Below are 17568 nucleotides of genomic sequence, written 5' to 3'. Positions count from 1 at the left end.
TCACCGCTGAGAGGGGTCTTCAGCGGTATGACAACTCACCGGCGCGGGGGAGCCGACACGCCCACTCCTCACTCTGCAGAGCGAGATACCACAGAGGGAGACACTCCGGAGGGAGAACCTCCGGCCGCCGTCCCCGCCGCGATCAGCCCCGTCTCGTACGCGCAGATCACCGCCTGGATCCGGTCCCGCAGGCCAAGCTTCGCCAGCACGTTGCCCACGTGCGACTTGACCGTGTGCTCGCTGACCACCAGCGCGGCCGCGATCTCCGCGTTCGACAGCCCCCGCCCCAGGTGCAGCAGGGTCTCCCGCTCCCGGGCCGTCAGCCCCGCCAGCCGCCGCGCCGCGGCGGCCTCGGCGGCCGGGTCCGCCGACCCGGGCCGGCCCCCCGCCGTCGCGGCGGTGTACTCCTCGATCAGCCGCCGGGCCGCCGAAGGCGCCAGCAGCGACTCGCCCGCCGCCACCACCCGCACCGCGTGCACCAGATCGTCCCGCCGCACGTCCTTGAGCAGGAACCCGGCCGCCCCCGCGTGCAGGGCCTCGTACAGGTACTCGTCCGCGTCGAAGGTCGTGAGCATCACCGCCCGGCAGGAGCTCGTCGCCGAGATCGTCCGGCACGCCTCGATCCCGTCCATGACCGGCATCCGGATGTCCAGCAGCGCCACGTCCGGCGCGAGGCCGCGCACCGCGGCGACCGCCGCCGCGCCGTCACCCACCTCCGCGACGACCTCGATGTCCTCCTGGGCGTCCAGGATCATCGCGAAACCGCTGCGCACCAGCTCCTGGTCGTCCGCGACCACCACACGGATCGTCAATTCCCCACCCCCTGCCGCGAGGTTACAAGGCTGACGCGCAGCTCGAAGCCGCGTCCGCCCGGCGCCGGACCGGACCGCGCCGTTCCGCCGTGGGCCGCCGCCCGCTCCCGTATCCCGATCAGCCCGTGGCCCCCGCCCGGCCCCGCTCCCGGGCCCCCGCGCGGCCCCCGCCCGTCGTCCGTCACCGTCACCGCGAGCGTCCCCGCCCCGTACTCCAGGGTGACCGCGACCCGCTCGGCGCCGGCGTGCTTCACCACGTTCGTCAGGGCCTCCTGCACGACCCGGTGCACGGTCGCCCCCAGCGCCGCGGGCAGTGCGCGCACCGCGCCGGTGCGCTCGTACGACACCTCCAGCCCGCTGCCCCGGACCCGGTCCAGCAGCTCCGCCAGCTCCTCGATCCCCGGCTGCGGCCGCCGCGGGGAGGCGCCGTCGGTCCGCAGCACCCCCAGCATCGTCCGCAGCTGGGCCATCGCGTCCCGCCCGGTCTCCGCGATGGCGTCGAAGGCCGCCTCGGCCCGCTCGGGGGCCCGGCGCACCGCCACCGGACCGGCCTCCGCCTGCACGATCATGATGCTGACCGCGTGCGAGAGGACGTCGTGCATCTCCCGGGCGATCCTGGCCCGCTCCCGCGCTGCGGCCTGTTCCGCCTCGATCCGGTTCGCCCGTTCCAGCTGCTCCGCCCGGTCCTCCACCGCGGCCGTGTAGGCCTGCCGGGTGTGCTGGAGTCGCCCCAGGGCGTACGCCGCGGCCGAGACGAAGAAGGTGAAGAGCAGCTCGCGCGCCGTACCGGTGCTCCAGCCCACGGACAGGGCGACCACGAGGACCGCGAGCGCGCCCACCGCCATCCGGACCCGGGCCGGACAGAGCAGGGCGACGGTGTAGAAGGAGATCAGTCCCGCGTACGGAAGCGGCTGCCCCGGTCCGTCCAGCGCCAGCCTGTACACCCCGCCGAGCAGCAGGATCGCCACCAGTACGGTCACCGGGGCCCGCCGCCGCCAGACCAGCGGCAGCACGCCGAGCGTGGTCATCGCGTACGCCGCCCAGTCCGCGGGCGGCAGCTCGGCCGACCGCGGCACCACGAACGGCATCGTGACGGCCAGCTGCACCAGCAGCGTCAGCCCCCAGTCCTGCGCGCGCGGATCGGCCCGCCGGATCCGGTGGGCGAACTCCCCGAACTCCCCTCGGATCCGGTGAGCGAGCTCCCCCCGGCCCCGTATCACCGCCCGGTGCCGGCCCGTACGGCGGCCAGCGCGTCGATCCGGTTCGTCGTGACCGAGTCCACCCCGGCCGCCAGCACCCTGCGCATCGACCGCTTCGTGTCCGGGGTCCACACCGAGACCCGCAGCCCGTCCGCGTGCAGCGCGTCCACCAGCGGCCGGTCCACCAGCCCGAAGCGGTAGTTGAGCCAGGCGGGCGCCACCGCGTCCAGCAGCACCCGGCGCGGCGGGCTCAGCGAGGTCCACGTCAGGGCGATCTCCGCACCCGGATCGGCGGCCCGGACGGCCAGCATCGTGCGCCCGCCCGCGCAGTAGTAGGCCCGCTCGCGCGCCCCGCACTCGCGCACCTGGCCCACCACCGTCCGCACCGCCTCCGCGCTCGCGCCCGGCAGGTCGATCATCACGCGTCCCGCGCCCGTGGCGATCAGCGCCTCCCGCAGGGTCGGCACCCCTGCGCCGGTCAGTTCCCGCAGCTGCGCGGCGCTCAGGGCGTCGAGCCGGACGTCGTGGCCCCACAGCCGCTGGAGGGTGTCGTCGTGCAACAGCACCGGGACCCCGTCGCGGGTCAGGCGGACGTCGATCTCGACGGCGTCCGCTCCGCGTGCGAAGGCGGAGCGGAGCGAGGGCAGGGTGTTCTCGCGGACGCGGTAGGGATCACCGCGGTGGCCGACGGCAGTCAGAGTGCGCATGATCCCCATTCTCCGCGGGCGGGCGACGGCCTGTCAGGGAGCGAGCCACGCCTCGGTGTACGTGTCGATCTCCGCCGTCAGCCGCGCCTTGCCCGCCGGGTCGAGGAAGGACGCCTCGACGGCGTTCTTGGCGAGCTGCGCGAGACCGCGCTCGTCCAGCTCCAGCAGGCGCGCGGCGACCGCGTACTCGTTGTTGAGGTCGGAGCCGAACATCGGAGGGTCGTCGCTGTTGATGGTGACGAGCACGCCCGCCGCGACCATCTCCTTGACCGGGTGCGCGTCCAGGTCGGTCACCGCGCGCGTGGCGATGTTGGAGGTCGGGCAGACCTCCAGCGCGATCCGGTGCTCGGCGAGGTGGGCGAGGAGTTCCGGGTCGCGCGTGGCGCTGGTGCCGTGCCCGATGCGCTCGGCGCCCAGGTCGCGCAGGGCGTCCCAGATGGTCTCGGGCCCGGTGGTCTCGCCCGCGTGCGGCACGCTGTGCAGGCCGGCCGCCCGGGCGCGGTCGAAGTACGGCTTGAACTGCGGGCGGGGAACACCGATTTCGGGGCCACCGAGGCCGAAGGAGACCAGGCCCTCCGGGCGCAGGTCCACGGCGAGCCGGGCGGTTTCGGCGGCGGCCTCCAGACCGGCCTCGCCGGGGATGTCGAAGCACCAGCGCAGGATGACGCCGAGTTCGGCCTCGGCGGCCTTGCGGGCGTCCTCGATGGCGGCCATGAAGGCCGTCTCCTCGATGCCCCGGCGGGTGGAGGAGTAGGGGGTGATGGTCAGTTCGGCGTAGCGGATGTTCTGCCGGGCCATGTCGCGCGCGACTTCGTACGTCAGGTGGCGGACGTCGTCCGGGGTGCGGATCAGGTCGACGACGGACAGGTACACCTCGATGAAGTGCGCGAAGTCGGTGAAGGTGAAGTAGTCGGCGAGCGCCTCGGGGTCGGTCGGGACCTTGGAGTCGGGGTGCCGGGCGGCCAGGTCGGCCACGATGCGCGGGGAGGCCGAACCGACGTGGTGGACGTGGAGTTCGGCTTTGGGCAGCCCTGCGATGAAGGGGTGCAGATCGGGCATGGGGAGTCTCCGTCGGGACGCGCGTGCGGGCAGGTCTGGGGGTTCATCGTAGGCAGCCCGGGGCCTGTCGGTGGCAGCCCGTAGCATGGCTGTACGAGAGAGGGGGGCGCCGCATGACCGAACACAGCCCCGAACCCAGGGACCCGTGGGCGCCGCCGGAGCGGCCGGCCGTGGACCTGGGTAAACAGCAGGGCGCGCCGGGGGGCGCCGCCGCTCCGGGCACACCGGGGGCCTCGGGCGTGCACGACCAGCCGACCATCGTCGGCATGCCGGGCGGTGAGGGCACGGGCCGTTCCTCCGGTACGACGCCCCCGCAGGGCTTCGCGCCGATACCGGGCGCGCAGGCGCCGGGCGCCCCGATACCCGGCGCCGCGCCGTCGGCGCCCGCCTACGGGTACCCGGCGCAGCCGGCCCCGCCCGCAGCCGGCGCCGGTGCGTACGGCTATCCGGCCCAGCCGGATCCGGCCGGCTACGGCTATCCCGGCTACCCGGGCCACCCGAGCCAGGGCGGCTATCCGGGCGCCTACCCGGGCGGTTACGCGGCGCCGCGCAACGGCTTCGGCATCACCGCGCTGGTCCTCGGCATCCTGGCCGTGGTCGGCTGCGTCACCAGCGTCTTCGCGATCGTCCTGGGCATCCTGGCCGTGGTCTTCGGCGTGCTGGGCCGTCAGCGGGCCGCGCGCGGCGAGGCCAACAACGCGGGGATGGCGCTGGCCGGGCTGATCCTCGGCATCGTCGGGGTCGTACTCGGCGGCCTCATGCTCGCCGCGATCGTGGTCGGCGGCTTCATGGGGGAGAACGGCAAGGACCGTTTCGGCACGGACTACGACTCCCCGGCCTCGGTCTCGCAGACACCTTTCGGCACCTGAGCCCACGCCCGCGGCGGACGCCGGGCCCGGCAGGTCACCTGCTCGGCCCGCGCCCGCCGTGCGCGTCCTGCGCCTCCCAGGGCCACCGTGCGTCGCGGCCGTCCTCCAGCAGGGGCACCATGCGGAACGCCGCGTCGGTGAGCCCCCCGAAGACGTGCCGGTTCGCACCGCCCGAGGGACCGTGGCCCACCGGGTAACCGGCCAGGTTCCAGGTGTAGACGGGAACCTCCGGCGGCACCTGTGCGGTCGGGTCCCCGGCGCGGTGGCAGGAGGCCTGCTCGTCGGTGACGATCAGCACCCGGTCGTGCCCGGCGTAGTGCCTGCGCACCGCCCCCGTGGTGTCGGTGCCGCCGAGGTGGCCGAACCGTTCCAGCACCTTCAGCAGCGACTCGTCCTTCGCGTAGGGCACGGGCGCGCTGCCCGTGCCGAAGGCGACGAGGTCGGCGTCCACCGCCCGCAGGGCCAGCGCCGATCCGAAGACCGCCGCAGCGTCCGCCCGGCTGAGTTGCGAGCGGTCGGACAGCGGCGCATCCATCGACCAGGACCGGTCGACCAGGACCAGTGTCCGGCCGGGCAGCGCGGGGACGGCTCCCAGCGAGTGCCCGAGCGCCCTCTCCAGCGGCCCGGCCCAGCGCGGGGAGGGGGCGTGCCGGTGGGCGGCCAGGTAGCGGAAGGGGAACTGCCGGGACCGGGCGAGCGTCTCCGGATCGCTGATCCGCTCCGCGACCGCCGCCGCCACCTCGTCCGAGATCCCCGCCCGGTCGAAGTTCCGCAGGTTCCGCAGCAGCGCCATCGTCCCCATGGAGGGGATGACGGCTTCCCAGGCGGCCGCGTCCAGCGGCCCCTGGAGCCACCCGGCCAGCGCCTCCCACGTCATCCCGGCCGCCGCGAGCCGCTCCGCGCCGCCGGGCCCGGTGACCACGGCCCGCCGCTCGCCGACGGGCAGCGCCATGAGCGTCCGGTGGGCGGTCAGGGTACGGGCGCCCTCGGGCGGGACCGCGGACTGCGGGTGGTGGCGCCGGTCGAGGGCGTACCGGAACAGCTCGCCCTGCCACGGCTTGGCCGGGTCGGGTGCGGCGTGCACGAGGTTGAGGACGTCGCCGAAGCGGTGGGCTCGCCGGTCGCCGGAGGTGTCGTACTTCAGCAGCGAGCGGGCGCAGTAGAGGCGGCGCGCGGCGTCGGCGACGCCGCGCTTGACGGGCTTGGGCACGGCGCGGCCGTGCGCCGCCGTCCAGTACGCGAGCAGTTCACCGGGCTCGTCGGCCCGTTGCAGCACCGAGTCGACGACCTGCCGGTTCGAGGGCCCGTCCGCGTCGGCGTCCGGCGCGGCCGCGGCGTCGAGGCGGGCCCTGACGTACTCGGCGGCTCCCACGAGCGCCGCGGTGCGCAGGTTCCCCTCGCCGCGCAGCCAGCCGAGCAGTCCCGCGGTCCAGCGCGGGTCCTCGACGGCGAGCTCGCGCACCAGCGCGGTGAAGCGGTCGTCGCGCCGGACGGCGTCCTCGTGGAAGGTCCGCTGCGTCACGAAGTGCCCGACGGCGAGCAGGAAGAGTTCCGAGCGGGCGTCACGCGAGCGGCCCGGGCCGCCCTGCGCGGTCGTGGCGGCCCCCGGGAGGGACCGTACCGGTGAGCGCGGTGCGGCGGGCGCCGCGGCGGGAGCGGGCGGGTCGAAACGCGTCATGTGGATCCCCCCACTGCGTGGAACGGGCGCACCCGCGGCCCGCTCGCGCGGAGCGCGAGCGGTCGGGGGGCGGGCGGACGAGTGGGGAAGCGCGCGAGGGGGATGCCCGAGATCAAGGTCGGTGACGGTGTAGTCGCCTGCTCTACCGGACTGAGCTACCGGCCGGAGCCGGGCGGGAGTCGAACCCGCGACACGATGATCCGGAAGGAACCGTCGCCTGCGCACCGGACACCCTCCGCGCGCGCCTCCCGAGGCCGGAAGGGCCGCGGCGTACGTCGTGCGCACACGCTCACTGTAGGAGGCGAACCCCGCGCTCAGCGACGCCTTTTTCTCCCCCTCAGCCCCCGGCCGACAGCTGCTGCCGGGCCTCCATCAGGGCGAAGCCCAGGAGGTTCAGGCCGCGCCAGCGGGTCGGGTCCAGGGCGCCCGGGTGGTCGGCCGCCAGGCCGGTGCCCCAGATGCGGTCCAGCGGTGAGGCCTCCACGAGCACCCGGTCACCGGTGCCGAGGAGGTAGGCGCGCAGCCGCGGCGTGGAGGCGAACTTGGCCACGCTGCCCGCCACCACGGTGGCGAAGCGCTCCCGTTCCCACGTCGCCGCGTCGAAGTCGCGCACCAGCCGCCCGGCCTTCTTCGCCGCGGCGGGGCTCGTCGCGTCCAGCGCCGCGCGCTCCGCGTCCGCGTCCCCGAACAGACGGGCCTTCTCGGCCATCATCCAGTGTTCGGCGGTCGCGTAGCGGACCTCACGCACAGTGAAGGGCGCGGGCCACCACTGGCTCAGACAGCTCGGTCCGAGGGCCCCGTCATGCCGGGGCGTGTGTCCCCAGAACGGCAGATACTTGACTCGTTCACCTCGGTTGACCTGCTCGATCAATGCGTCGATCCGCTCCATGCACGCGAGTCTGACAGCCGCCACGGACACTTCGTACGGGATTTGCGGTCCTCCTCGACACTTGGTCGACCGATTCCGTCGCGTAATCAAAAGGCAACAACGGAATCACTTGGCGGAGGGCATCCCCTCTGCCAGGATCGGCACTCAATTCGAGCTGTAGCTACGGAGAGCGCGATGGGCAACCGCTTCCAGGTCAAAGACCGCTTCACAGACGGCGCGCAATTCATCGACGGCCGGCTGAGAGCCGGTACCTCGGGCGCGTCACACACCGTCGTCGACCCGGCCACCGGAGACGAGGCCCTCACCTACGAGCTGGCGGGCACGGCCGATGTCGACGAGGCCGTGGCCGCCGCCAAGCGGGCGTTCCCCGGCTGGTCCGGGGCCACCCCCGGCGAGCGCTCGGACGCCCTGCACCGGCTGGCCGCCGTACTGGCCGAGCAGGCCGACGACTTCGCCCACGCCGAGTCCCTCCAGTGCGGCAAGCCGGTCAAGCTGTCCACGGAGTTCGACGTACCGGGGACCATCGACAACACCGCCTTCTTCGCGGGCGCCGCCCGCCACCTCCAGGGGCAGGCCGCCGCCGAGTACTCGGGGGACCACACCTCCTCCGTGCGCCGCGAGGCGATCGGCGTGGTCGGCTCCATCGCCCCCTGGAACTATCCGCTCCAGATGGCTGCCTGGAAGATCCTCCCGGCGATCGCCGCCGGCAACACGATCGTGCTGAAGCCGGCCGAGCTGACCCCGCTGACCTCGCTGATGTTCGCCCAGGCGGCCCAGCTGGCCGGGATCCCCGACGGCGTGATCAACATCGTCACCGGCGCGGGCCGGGTCGCGGGGGAGCACCTCGTGGGCCACCCCGACGTGGTGATGACCTCCTTCACCGGCTCCACCGGCGTCGGCAAGCGGGTGGCCGAGATCGCCACCGCCACCGTCAAGCGGCTCCACCTGGAGCTGGGCGGCAAGGCGCCCTTCCTGGTCTTCGACGACGCCGACCTGGAAGCCGCCGCCCACGGCGCGGTCGCCGCCTCGCTGATCAACAGCGGCCAGGACTGCACCGCGGCCACCCGCGCCTACGTCCAGCGCCCGCTGCACGACGCCTTCGTCGCCCGCGTGGCCGAACTGATGGAGACCGTCCGGCTCGGCGACCCCTTCGACCCCTCCACAGACCTCGGCCCGCTGGTCTCGCACGCGCAGCGCGACCGGGTCGCCGGTTTCGTCGAGCGCGCCCGCGGCTACGCCACCGTCGTCACCGGCGGCGAGATCCCCGGCGGGGACCTCGCCCAGGGCGCCTACTACCGGCCCACGCTGATCGCCGGGGCCGCGCAGGACAGCGAGGTCGTGCAGAGCGAGATCTTCGGTCCGGTGCTCGTCGTCCTGCCCTTCGACGGCGACGACGAGGGCATCGCGCTGGCCAACGACACCCCGTACGGCCTCGCGGCCTCCGCCTGGAGCCGTGACGTCTACCGGGCCGGCCGGGCCACCCGCGAGCTGAAGGCCGGATGCGTGTGGGTCAACGACCACATTCCGATCATCAGCGAGATGCCGCACGGAGGCTACAAGGCGAGTGGTTTCGGCAAGGACATGAGCGCTTACTCCTTCGAGGAATACACGCAGATCAAGCACGTCATGTACGACATCACCGCAGTCGCCGAGAAGGACTGGCACCGCACGATCTTCGGGGACAGATAACCCACGCTGCCTGACCAGCGGCCCACACCTCCCGAAAGGGCACAGTTCATGGAGCAGTTCGAGCCCGACCGCCTCTCGGCGGCGCAGCTCGCCGCGATGCGGCGCAGTCTCACCAGCGGGCGCGGCGCCCTGACCCGCCGTTCGCTGCTGCGTGCCTCCGGCGTCGGAGCGCTCACCCTCGGCGGCCTGTCGGCGCTGAGCGCCTGCGGCATCCCGCCCGCCCAGCGGACCGGTACGGGCGCCCAGGCCGCCTCGGACGACCACTCGGCCGGGGAGAAGGAGATCACCTTCTCCAACTGGACCGAGTACATGGACACCAGCGACGACGAGAAGACCCGTCCCACGTTGGACGCGTTCACCCGGCGCACCGGCATCAAGGTCAAGTACACCGAGGACATCAACGACAACGTCGAGTTCTTCGGCAAGATCCGCCCCCAGCTCGCGGCCGGCCAGGACACCGGCCGCGACCTGATCGTCGTCACCGACTGGCTCGCCGCCCGCATCATCCGGCTCGGCTGGGCGCAGAAGCTCGACCCCGCGCTGCTGCCGCACGCCTTCGCCAACCTGTCCCCGCAGTTCCGCAGCCCCGACTGGGACCCGGGCCGCGCCTACAGCTACCCGTGGACCGGCATCTCCACCGTCATCGCCTACAACGCCAAGGCGACCGACGGCAGGAAGGTCGACTCCGTCACCCAGCTGCTGGACGACCCGACGCTCAAGGGGCGGGTCGGCTTCCTCACCGAGATGCGCGACAGCGTCGGCATGACCCTCCTCGACCAGGGCAAGGACCCGGCGAACTTCACCACCGCGGACTTCGACGGCGCCGTCGGCCGGCTCCAGAAGGGCGTGGACAGCAAGCAGATCCGCCGCTTCACCGGCAACGACTACACCGCCGACCTCGACAAGGGCGACCTCGCCGCCTGCCTCGCCTGGGCGGGCGACGTCATCCAGCTCCAGGCGGGCAACCCGGACATCAAGTACGCGATCCCCGCGGCCGGTTACATCACCTCCAGCGACAACATGCTGGTCCCGGCCCATGCCCGGCACAAGGCCAACGCCGAGAAGCTCATGGACTACTACTACGAGCTCCCGGTCGCCGCCCAGCTGGCCGCGTACATCAGTTACGTCTGCCCCGTCGAAGGGGTCAAGGACGATCTCGCCAAGATCGATCCCGCCCTCGCGGACAACACCCTGATCGTCCCGGACAAGGCGATGACCGCCAAGTCCCACGCCTTCCGGTCCCTCAGCAGCGAGGAAGAGACGGCGTACGAGGAGAAGTTCACCAAGCTCATCGGCGCCTAGGCCGGCTACCCCGGCCGGCCCACCCGGCCTGCCCGTCGGCCCCCGTTCCGGCCCCCTTGACCGCATCCAACTCCGGGATCCCTCCATGACTGACAAGACCGAGGGCGGCGACGTCCGCCTCACCGGGATCAGCAAGCACTACGGCTCCTTCACCGCCGTGCACCCGCTCGATCTCACCATCCCCCAGGGCTCCTTCTTCGCCCTGCTCGGCGCCTCCGGCTGCGGGAAGACCACCACCCTGCGCATGATCGCCGGACTGGAGGAGCCCTCGACCGGCACGGTCCACCTCGGCGACCGCGACGTCACGCACCTGCCGCCCTACAAGCGCCCGGTGAACACCGTCTTCCAGAGCTACGCCCTCTTCCCCCACCTCGACGTCACCGAGAACATCGCCTTCGGACTGCGGCGCCGCGGCGTCAAGTCCGTGCAGAAGCAGGTCGACGACATGCTGGAGCTGGTCCAGCTCGGCCAGTTCGCCCGCCGCAAGCCGCACCAGCTCTCCGGCGGCCAGCAGCAGCGCGTCGCCGTCGCCCGCGCCCTGATCAACCACCCGCAGGTGCTGCTCCTCGACGAGCCCCTCGGCGCCCTCGACCTCAAGCTGCGCCGCCAGATGCAGCTGGAGCTCAAGCGCATCCAGACCGAGGTCGGCATCACCTTCGTGCACGTCACGCACGACCAGGAGGAGGCCATGACCATGGCCGACACCGTCGCCGTGATGAACGGCGGCCGGGTCGAGCAGATGGGCGCCCCCGCCGAGCTGTACGAGAACCCACGCACCACCTTCGTCGCCAACTTCCTCGGCACCTCCAACCTCATCGAGGCCGAGGTCCTGGAGGCCGGCGCCGAGGAGATCGTCGTCGGCTCCGCGGGCACGAAGCTCCGGCTGCCCGCGCCGCGATGTTCGACCACGCCCCGCGCCGGCGGGAAACTGCTGGTCGGCGTGCGTCCCGAGAAGATCTCCCTGGCCCACGCGGACGAGGAGCACACCATCGCGGCCGGCCGCAACAAGGTCCCCGGCCGGATCGTCGACTCCTCCTTCATCGGCGTCTCCACCCAGTTCGTCGTCGACAGCCCGGTCTGCGCGGAGCTGGAGGTCTACGCCCAGAACATCGAGCGGGACGCGCGCCTGGTCCCGGGCGCCGAGGTGATCCTGCACTGGAACCCCGCGCACACCTTCGGCCTCGACGCCGACCAGGACATCGACGCGGGCGCGCTGACGGTGGAGGAGGGGGCATGACCGTCACCGAAGCCCCGCCCCGGGCCGAGGGGCCGCCGGTCCACAAGCCCTCGGTGCGCAAGCGGCTCGTCCCGTACTGGCTGCTGCTCCCCGGCATCCTGTGGCTGCTCGTCTTCTTCGTCCTGCCGATGGTCTACCAGGCCTCCACCTCGGTGCAGACCGGTTCGCTGGAGGAGGGCTTCAAGGTCACCTGGCACTTCCAGACCTACTGGGACGCCTTCACCGAGTACTACCCGCAGTTCCTGCGCTCGCTGGTCTACGCGGGCACCGCGACCGCGCTGTGCCTGCTGCTCGGCTACCCGCTGGCCTACCTGATCGCCTTCCGGGCGGGGCGGTGGCGCAACCTCCTGCTGATCCTGGTCATCGCGCCCTTCTTCACCAGCTTCCTGATCCGCACCCTGGCCTGGAAGACGATCCTGGCCGACGGCGGTCCGGTGGTCGGCGCCCTGAACGCGGTCGGCTTCCTGGACGTCACCAGCTGGCTCGGGATGACCGAGGGCGACCGGGTGCTCGCCACCCCGCTGGCCGTGGTCTGCGGTCTGACGTACAACTTCCTCCCCTTCATGATCCTGCCGCTCTACTCCTCGCTGGAGCGGATCGACACCCGCCTGCACGAGGCGGCCGGGGACCTGTACGCCCGCCCCTTCACCACCTTCCGCAAGGTCACCTTCCCGCTGTCGATGCCCGGCGTGGTCTCCGGGACCCTGCTCACCTTCATTCCGGCGAGCGGCGACTACGTGAACGCGGAGCTGCTCGGTTCCACCGACACCCGCATGATCGGCAACGTCATCCAGTCGCAGTACCTGCGGATCCTCGACTACCCGACCGCGGCCGCGCTCTCCTTCATCCTCATGGCCATCGTGCTGGTGATGGTCACCGTCTACATCCGCCGAGCGGGAACGGAGGACCTGGTCTGATGCGCACTCTCCTCACCCGGCTCCGGCGCGACCTCGTGGTCATCGCGGGCCTCGGCACGCTCGCCTACATGATCCTGCCGAACCTCGTCGTCACGGTCTTCTCCTTCAACAACCCCACCGGGCGGTTCAACTACGCCTGGCAGGAGTTCTCGCTCGACGCCTGGAAGGACCCCTGCGGGGTCGCCGACCTGTGCGGCTCCCTCTCGCTCTCCCTCCAGATCGCCGTGTGGGCCACCCTCGGCGCGACGGTCCTCGGCACGGCGATCGCCTTCGCGCTGGTCCGCTACCGCTTCCGGGCGCGCGGCGCGGTCAACTCGCTGATCTTCCTGCCGATGGCCATGCCCGAGATCGTGATGGCCGCCTCGCTGCTGGCCCTCTTCCTCAACATGGGCATCCAGCTGGGCTTCTGGACGATCCTGATCGCCCACATCATGTTCTGCCTCAGCTTCGTCGTCGCCGCCGTCAAGGCCCGCGTCCTGTCGATGGACCCGCGGCTGGAGGAGGCTGCCCGCGACCTCTACGCGGGACCCGTGCAGACCTTCCTGCGGGTCACCCTGCCGATCGCCGCACCCGGCATCGCGGCGGGCGCGCTGCTCTCCTTCGCGCTCTCCTTCGACGACTTCATCATCACCAACTTCAACTCGGGCAACACCGTCACCTTCCCCATGTTCGTGTGGGGTTCGGCCCAGCGCGGTACGCCCGTGCAGATCAACGTCATCGGTACGGCGATGTTCGTCATCGCGGTACTGGTGGTCCTCGCCGGCATGACGATCGGCAACCGCCGCAAAAAGGCTCAACCCAAGTAACCGTATTCCGTAGGGAGTTGGAAGACATGGCCCCAGTTGCCATGCGCACCGCTGCACGATCCCTTTCCGAAGCACTGCCGGTCCCGTACTGGCTGGACGACCCCGGCAAGCCCGCCCCCGAGCCCGCCCTGACCGGCGACGAGCGCTGCGACCTGCTCGTCATCGGCGGCGGCTACAGCGGACTGTGGACCGCGCTCATCGCCAAGGAGCGCGATCCCGGCCGGGACGTCGTCCTGATCGAGGGCCACGAGGCGGGCTGGGCCGCCTCGGGCCGCAACGGCGGCTTCTGCGCCGCCTCCCTCACCCACGGCTTCGCCAACGGGCTGGCCCGCTGGCCGGGCGAGCTCGCGAAGCTGGAGGAACTGGGCGCCCGCAACCTCGACGAGATCGAGGCCGCCGTCGCCCGATACTCCCTGGACTGCGACTTCGAGCGCACCGGCGAGATCGACGTGGCCACCGAGCCCCACCAGGTCGAGGAACTGCGTGCACTCCACGAGGAGGCGAAGCGCCTCGGCCTCGCGGGGGGCTCCGAGTGGCTCGACCGGGACGCGCTGCGCGCCGAAGTCGACTCGCCGACCTTCCTCGGCGGGGTCTGGGACCGCGAGGGCGTGGCCATGCTGCACCCGGCCAAGCTCGCCTGGGGCCTCAAGCGCGCCTGCCTCGGCCTCGGCGTGCGGATCTACGAGAACACGCGCGGCCTGGACCTGGCCGCCTCCGGCGCCGGGATGGCCGTACGCACCCCCTACGGCCGGATCTTCGCGCGGCGGGTCGCGCTCGGCACCAACATCTTCCCCAGCCTGGTCAAGCGGATCCGCCCGTACACCGTGCCCGTCTACGACTACGCGCTGATGAGCGAGCCGCTCAACGCCGAGCAGCTCGCCGCCATCGGCTGGAAGAACCGACAGGGGCTCGGGGACAGCGCCAATCAGTTCCACTACTTCCGCATCACCGCCGACCACCGGATCCTGTGGGGCGGCTACGACGCCATCTACCCCTACGGCGGCCGGCTCGACGCGGAGCGCGACCACCGCCCCGAGACCTACCTCAAGCTCGCGGAGCAGTTCTTCACCTGCTTCCCGCAGCTGGAGGGCCTGCGCTTCAGCCACGCGTGGGGAGGGGCGATCGACACCTGCTCACGCTTCTCCGCGTTCTTCGGCACCGCGCACGCGGGCAAGGTGGCCTACGCCGCCGGGTTCACCGGCCTCGGCGTGGGCGCCACCCGCTTCGGCGCGGACGTGATGCTGGACCTGCTGGACGGCGTGCGCGGGGAGCGCACGGGGCTGGAGATGGTGCGCAGCAAGCCGCTGCCCTTCCCGCCCGAGCCGTTCGCCTGGACCGGGATCGCGCTCACCAAGTGGTCGCTGGCGCGCTCCGACGCCCGTGGGGGGCACCGCAACCTCTGGCTGAAGACGCTGGACCGCTTCGGGCTCGGCTTCGACAGCTGACGGCCCGCGCCGGGGCGTCAGGGCGCACGGCCGTCACCGCGGTGTGACCCGCTTCACCACCACGGAGTGACGGAACCCGCGTCATGACCGCCCCCGACTCCGCTCTCTCCGGGTGAGGACCTTCCTCGACGCGGAGAGAGAGCGGAGGCCGGGCGATGACAGTCCCGGAGGCCAAGACGGCAGTGGAGTGGCTGGTTTCGGCGGCGCCCGACCCCGATGCCTGCCGGTGGGAATGGGAGCACAACCCCCTCGGGGTGGCACTGCTGCCCGCCGGACGGCGCTGGGACGTGCTGATCCTGCCGGGGGAGCTGGGTCAGGCCACCCTCGACGTCCTGACCCTGCTCATCGAGAAGCCCGGCCCGGTGCTCGCCGATTTCGGCGACTCCCGGCTGGGCTTCTTCGTTCCCGCGGGCACCGCCTCGCGCTGGCTCGGTACGGGCGTGCGCGGCGCCGGGCGCGGCACCTGGATCGTGGTCCCGTACCCGGGCCGCGCCACCGGCGGGGTGCGCTGGCTGGTGGTGCCGGACGGGCACGGCACGCTCACGGATCCGGCCGTACTGGAACTGGCGATGCACGAGGCGGCGGCCCAGGTGGCCGGCTCCGCCGCGGCGAAGGAGGACCGGAAGCCTTGACAAGAGCATTGGTCTGGACCATCTTGAGCGCCACTCCTCCCCTCCATCCCCCCATGCTCCGGAGGCAGTTGTGCGCAGAAGACTGTCCGTACTTACGGCCGCCGCCCTGGCGGTGGCCGGTCTGCTGACCGCGGGCCCGCCCGCCGTGGCGGCCGACACCGACCTCGTCCGCAACGGCGGCTTCGAGTCCGGCCTCGACGGCTGGGCCTGCTCCGCGGGCAGCGGAGCCGTCGTCAGCACCCCCGTCCACGGCGGGAGTTCCGCCCTCAAGGCCACCCCGGCGGGCCAGGACCCCGCCCAGTGCGCCCAGAGCGTCACCGTCAAGCCGGACTCCGCCTACACGCTCAGCGCGTGGGTGCAGGGCGGGTACGCCTACCTCGGCGCGAGCGGCACCGGCACCACCGACGTGTCCACCTGGACCCAGTCCCCGGGCGCCTGGAAGCAGCTCACCACCACCTTCCGCACCGGCCCCGCCACCACCTCCGTGACCGTCTGGACCCACGGCTGGTACGGCCAGGGCCCGGTCCTGACCGACGACATCGCCCTGGTCGGCCCCGACCCCGGCGGGACCGGCCCCGGCCAGCCCCGGCCCCCGGCCGCCCCCACCGGCCTGACCGCCTCCGGAGCCACCGCCGACGCGCTGACCCTGTCCTGGTCGCCCGTCACCGGCGCCACCGGCTACACCCTCTACCGGGACGGCGCGGCGCCGCTCGCGGTCACCGGGACCTCGGTGACCGTCACCGGCCTGGCCGCGTCCACGGCGTACTCCTTCCAGGTCAGCGCGCGCAACGCCGCGGGCGAGTCACCGCGCGGCCCGGTCCTCTCGGCGAGCACCACCGGAGCCGGGAACCCCGGCACCCCCGGGCTGCCGGCCCACGCGCTGGTCGGCTACCTGCACGCGAGCTTCGCCAACGGCTCGGGCTACCTGCGGATGGCCGACGTGCCCTCCTCCTGGGACGTCATCGACCTCGCCTTCGGCGAACCCACCTCGGTGACCTCCGGCGACATCCGCTTCCGGCTCTGCCCCGTCACCGAGTGCCCGGGCGTGGAGAGCCCCGCCGAGTTCAAGGCGGCGATCAAGGCCAAACAGGCCGCGGGCAAGAAGGTGCTGATCTCCATCGGCGGCCAGAACGGCCAGGTCCAGCTGGCCACCACGGCCGCGCGGGACGCCTTCGTCTCCTCCGTCGGCAAGATCATCGACGAGTACGGGCTCAACGGCCTCGACATCGACTTCGAGGGCCACTCGCTCTCCCTGGCGACGGGGGACACCGATTTCCGCAACCCCACCACCCCGGGAATCGTCAACCTGATCTCCGCCGTGAAGACGCTGAAGGCCAAGTACGGCCCCGGCTTCGTCCTGACCATGGCCCCCGAGACCTTCTTCGTCCAGCTCGGCTACCAGTACTACGGCTCCGGTCCCTGGGGCGGCCAGGACCCGCGCGCCGGCGCCTACCTGCCGGTCATCCACGCCCTGCGCGACGACCTCACCCTGCTGCACGTCCAGGACTACAACTCGGGCTCGATCATGGGCCTCGACAACCAGTACCACTCCATGGGCGGCGCGGACTTCCACGTCGCCATGACCGACATGCTGCTCACCGGCTTCCCCGTCGCGGGCGACGCCGCACGGGTCTTCCCGCCGCTGCGCCCCGACCAGGTGGCCATCGGCCTGCCCGCCACCACCAACGCGGGCAACGGCCACACCGCGCCCGCCGAGGTGAACAAGGCCCTGGACTGCCTGACGAAGAAGACGAACTGCGGGAGCTACCAGCCCCACGGCAGCAGGCCGGCGCTGCGCGGCCTGATGACCTGGTCGGTCAACTGGGACCGGTTCGGCGGCTGGGAGTTCTCGAAGAACTTCCACGCGTACTTCGGCTGACGGCGCCCACGAAGAGGAGCAGCGGCAGGCACAGCAGCCAGCTGGCCAGCACGTCCAGCGGCCAGTGGAACCCGCGCAGCACCAGGCCGGTGGCCGTGGCCCCCGCGAGCAGCAGGGCCGCGGCCATCGGCCACGGGCGCCGGGCGTACGGGCCCACGAGCAGGGCGGCGCCCACGTAGGCGACGGCCGAGGTGGCGGTGTGGCCGGAGGGGAAGTACCCCGAGGCCCACGGCTCCAGCGGGCCCGGCCGCGCGGTCCAGGCCTTGAGCGGCACGACCAGCGCGGGCACCAGGGCCATCGCGAGGGCCGCGGCCAGCGCGGGCCGCCACCGCCGGGCGCGGTGGACGGCGTACGCCATGGCGAGCAGCAGGACCGGCACGGCGACCTGGACGTTGCCGAGGTCGGAGAGGCGTTCGGTGACCGCGTCGGGCACGGTGCGCACTACGGC

At 72.4% G+C, this 17568-nt stretch carries 16 protein-coding genes; 9 read left to right on the top strand and 7 right to left on the bottom strand.

What is annotated here, in order from left to right; all coding sequences use genetic code 11:
* Window positions 1-68: 68 nt before the first annotated feature.
* The 4 genes from ABZY31_RS11625 to ABZY31_RS11610 form a co-directional block, all read right to left on the bottom strand.
* Window positions 69-812 (bottom strand): response regulator transcription factor, encoded by a 744-nt coding sequence (locus ABZY31_RS11625; protein ID WP_356407851.1) that lies wholly within the window; start codon window positions 810-812, stop codon window positions 69-71.
* Window positions 809-1900, bottom strand: a complete 1092-nt coding sequence (locus tag ABZY31_RS11620; protein WP_356407997.1) for a histidine kinase — start codon at window positions 1898-1900, stop codon at window positions 809-811. The genes ABZY31_RS11625 and ABZY31_RS11620 overlap by 4 nt, the downstream gene beginning before the upstream one ends.
* Before the next feature lie 128 nt (window positions 1901-2028).
* Entirely contained in the window at window positions 2029-2718 is a 690-nt protein-coding gene (locus ABZY31_RS11615; RefSeq protein ID WP_356407848.1) for a glycerophosphodiester phosphodiesterase, read from the bottom strand.
* 33 nt (window positions 2719-2751) lie between these two features.
* The gene (locus ABZY31_RS11610) at window positions 2752-3777 is read right to left on the bottom strand and encodes an adenosine deaminase (protein ID WP_356407845.1); all 1026 of its coding nucleotides are present in this window, start codon (window positions 3775-3777) and stop codon (window positions 2752-2754) included.
* 113 nt (window positions 3778-3890) lie between these two features.
* Between ABZY31_RS11610 and ABZY31_RS11605 the strand changes: the two genes are divergently transcribed.
* On the top strand, window positions 3891-4646 hold the full coding sequence (locus ABZY31_RS11605) for a DUF4190 domain-containing protein (protein WP_356407842.1): 756 nt from the start codon (window positions 3891-3893) through the stop codon (window positions 4644-4646).
* A gap of 34 nt (window positions 4647-4680) precedes the next feature.
* Here ABZY31_RS11605 and ABZY31_RS11600 read toward each other — a convergent pair whose 3' ends face one another.
* Window positions 4681-6324 (bottom strand): TROVE domain-containing protein, encoded by a 1644-nt coding sequence (locus ABZY31_RS11600; protein ID WP_356407839.1) that lies wholly within the window; start codon window positions 6322-6324, stop codon window positions 4681-4683.
* A gap of 337 nt (window positions 6325-6661) precedes the next feature.
* Window positions 6662-7213, bottom strand: a complete 552-nt coding sequence (locus tag ABZY31_RS11595) for an NADAR family protein (RefSeq protein ID WP_356407836.1) — start codon at window positions 7211-7213, stop codon at window positions 6662-6664.
* 174 nt (window positions 7214-7387) lie between these two features.
* Here ABZY31_RS11595 and ABZY31_RS11590 point away from each other — a divergent pair, with 174 nt between their 5' ends.
* The 8 genes from ABZY31_RS11590 to ABZY31_RS11555 all read left to right on the top strand — a co-directional run bounded on the left by ABZY31_RS11590 (window position 7388) and on the right by ABZY31_RS11555 (window position 17120).
* Window positions 7388-8902: a gamma-aminobutyraldehyde dehydrogenase gene (locus tag ABZY31_RS11590; RefSeq protein ID WP_356407833.1), complete on the top strand. Its 1515-nt coding sequence runs from the start codon at window positions 7388-7390 to the stop codon at window positions 8900-8902.
* 48 nt (window positions 8903-8950) lie between these two features.
* Window positions 8951-10204, top strand: a complete 1254-nt coding sequence (locus ABZY31_RS11585; protein WP_356407830.1) for a spermidine/putrescine ABC transporter substrate-binding protein — start codon at window positions 8951-8953, stop codon at window positions 10202-10204.
* Between the two features lie 85 nt (window positions 10205-10289).
* Window positions 10290-11441, top strand: a complete 1152-nt coding sequence (locus ABZY31_RS11580; protein WP_356407827.1) for an ABC transporter ATP-binding protein — start codon at window positions 10290-10292, stop codon at window positions 11439-11441.
* Entirely contained in the window at window positions 11438-12358 is a 921-nt protein-coding gene (locus tag ABZY31_RS11575) for an ABC transporter permease (RefSeq protein WP_356407824.1), read from the top strand. The genes ABZY31_RS11580 and ABZY31_RS11575 overlap by 4 nt, the downstream gene beginning before the upstream one ends.
* Window positions 12358-13164: an ABC transporter permease gene (locus ABZY31_RS11570; protein WP_356407821.1), complete on the top strand. Its 807-nt coding sequence runs from the start codon at window positions 12358-12360 to the stop codon at window positions 13162-13164. Before ABZY31_RS11575 ends, ABZY31_RS11570 begins: the two co-directional genes overlap by 1 nt.
* Before the next feature lie 26 nt (window positions 13165-13190).
* Entirely contained in the window at window positions 13191-14609 is a 1419-nt protein-coding gene (locus ABZY31_RS11565) for an FAD-dependent oxidoreductase (RefSeq protein WP_356407818.1), read from the top strand.
* Window positions 14610-14764: 155 nt separating this feature from the next.
* Entirely contained in the window at window positions 14765-15241 is a 477-nt protein-coding gene (locus ABZY31_RS11560) for a hypothetical protein (RefSeq protein WP_356407815.1), read from the top strand.
* A 70-nt stretch (window positions 15242-15311) separates the two neighbouring features.
* Window positions 15312-17120 carry a glycoside hydrolase family 18 protein gene (locus ABZY31_RS11555; protein ID WP_356407812.1) on the top strand — a complete coding sequence of 603 codons (1809 nt, stop codon included), beginning with the start codon at window positions 15312-15314 and terminating at the stop codon, window positions 17118-17120.
* Here the strand turns inward: ABZY31_RS11555 and ABZY31_RS11550 are convergent.
* Window positions 17059-17562, bottom strand: coding sequence for a phosphatase PAP2 family protein (locus tag ABZY31_RS11550; protein ID WP_356407809.1), 504 nt, complete (start codon window positions 17560-17562; stop codon window positions 17059-17061). The genes ABZY31_RS11555 and ABZY31_RS11550 overlap by 62 nt on opposite strands.
* Between the last annotated feature and the right edge of the window lie 6 nt (window positions 17563-17568).

Origin of the sequence: Streptomyces sp. NPDC006529 (assembly GCF_040611795.1) — a bacterium.
Taxonomy (GTDB): domain Bacteria; phylum Actinomycetota; class Actinomycetes; order Streptomycetales; family Streptomycetaceae; genus Streptomyces.
Note: the sequence above shows the minus strand (reverse complement) of the source record. Positions and strands in the feature narration are given on the sequence as shown.

What these genes read in the sequence shown, in the direction of transcription:
- ABZY31_RS11605 (WP_356407842.1), top strand. Translation starts at nt 3,891, where the DNA reads ATGACCGAACACAGCCCCGAACCCAGGGACCCGTGGGCGCCGCCGGAG.
- ABZY31_RS11575 (WP_356407824.1), top strand. Translation starts at nt 11,438, where the DNA reads ATGACCGTCACCGAAGCCCCGCCCCGGGCCGAGGGGCCGCCGGTCCAC.
- ABZY31_RS11560 (WP_356407815.1), top strand. Translation starts at nt 14,765, where the DNA reads ATGACAGTCCCGGAGGCCAAGACGGCAGTGGAGTGGCTGGTTTCGGCG.
- ABZY31_RS11585 (WP_356407830.1), top strand. Translation starts at nt 8,951, where the DNA reads ATGGAGCAGTTCGAGCCCGACCGCCTCTCGGCGGCGCAGCTCGCCGCG.
- ABZY31_RS11595 (WP_356407836.1), bottom strand. Translation starts at nt 7,213, where the DNA reads ATGGAGCGGATCGACGCATTGATCGAGCAGGTCAACCGAGGTGAACGA.
- ABZY31_RS11590 (WP_356407833.1), top strand. Translation starts at nt 7,388, where the DNA reads ATGGGCAACCGCTTCCAGGTCAAAGACCGCTTCACAGACGGCGCGCAA.
- ABZY31_RS11580 (WP_356407827.1), top strand. Translation starts at nt 10,290, where the DNA reads ATGACTGACAAGACCGAGGGCGGCGACGTCCGCCTCACCGGGATCAGC.
- ABZY31_RS11615 (WP_356407848.1), bottom strand. Translation starts at nt 2,718, where the DNA reads ATGCGCACTCTGACTGCCGTCGGCCACCGCGGTGATCCCTACCGCGTC.
- ABZY31_RS11565 (WP_356407818.1), top strand. Translation starts at nt 13,191, where the DNA reads ATGGCCCCAGTTGCCATGCGCACCGCTGCACGATCCCTTTCCGAAGCA.
- ABZY31_RS11620 (WP_356407997.1), bottom strand. Translation starts at nt 1,900, where the DNA reads ATGCCGTTCGTGGTGCCGCGGTCGGCCGAGCTGCCGCCCGCGGACTGG.
- ABZY31_RS11570 (WP_356407821.1), top strand. Translation starts at nt 12,358, where the DNA reads ATGCGCACTCTCCTCACCCGGCTCCGGCGCGACCTCGTGGTCATCGCG.
- ABZY31_RS11600 (WP_356407839.1), bottom strand. Translation starts at nt 6,324, where the DNA reads ATGACGCGTTTCGACCCGCCCGCTCCCGCCGCGGCGCCCGCCGCACCG.
- ABZY31_RS11610 (WP_356407845.1), bottom strand. Translation starts at nt 3,777, where the DNA reads ATGCCCGATCTGCACCCCTTCATCGCAGGGCTGCCCAAAGCCGAACTC.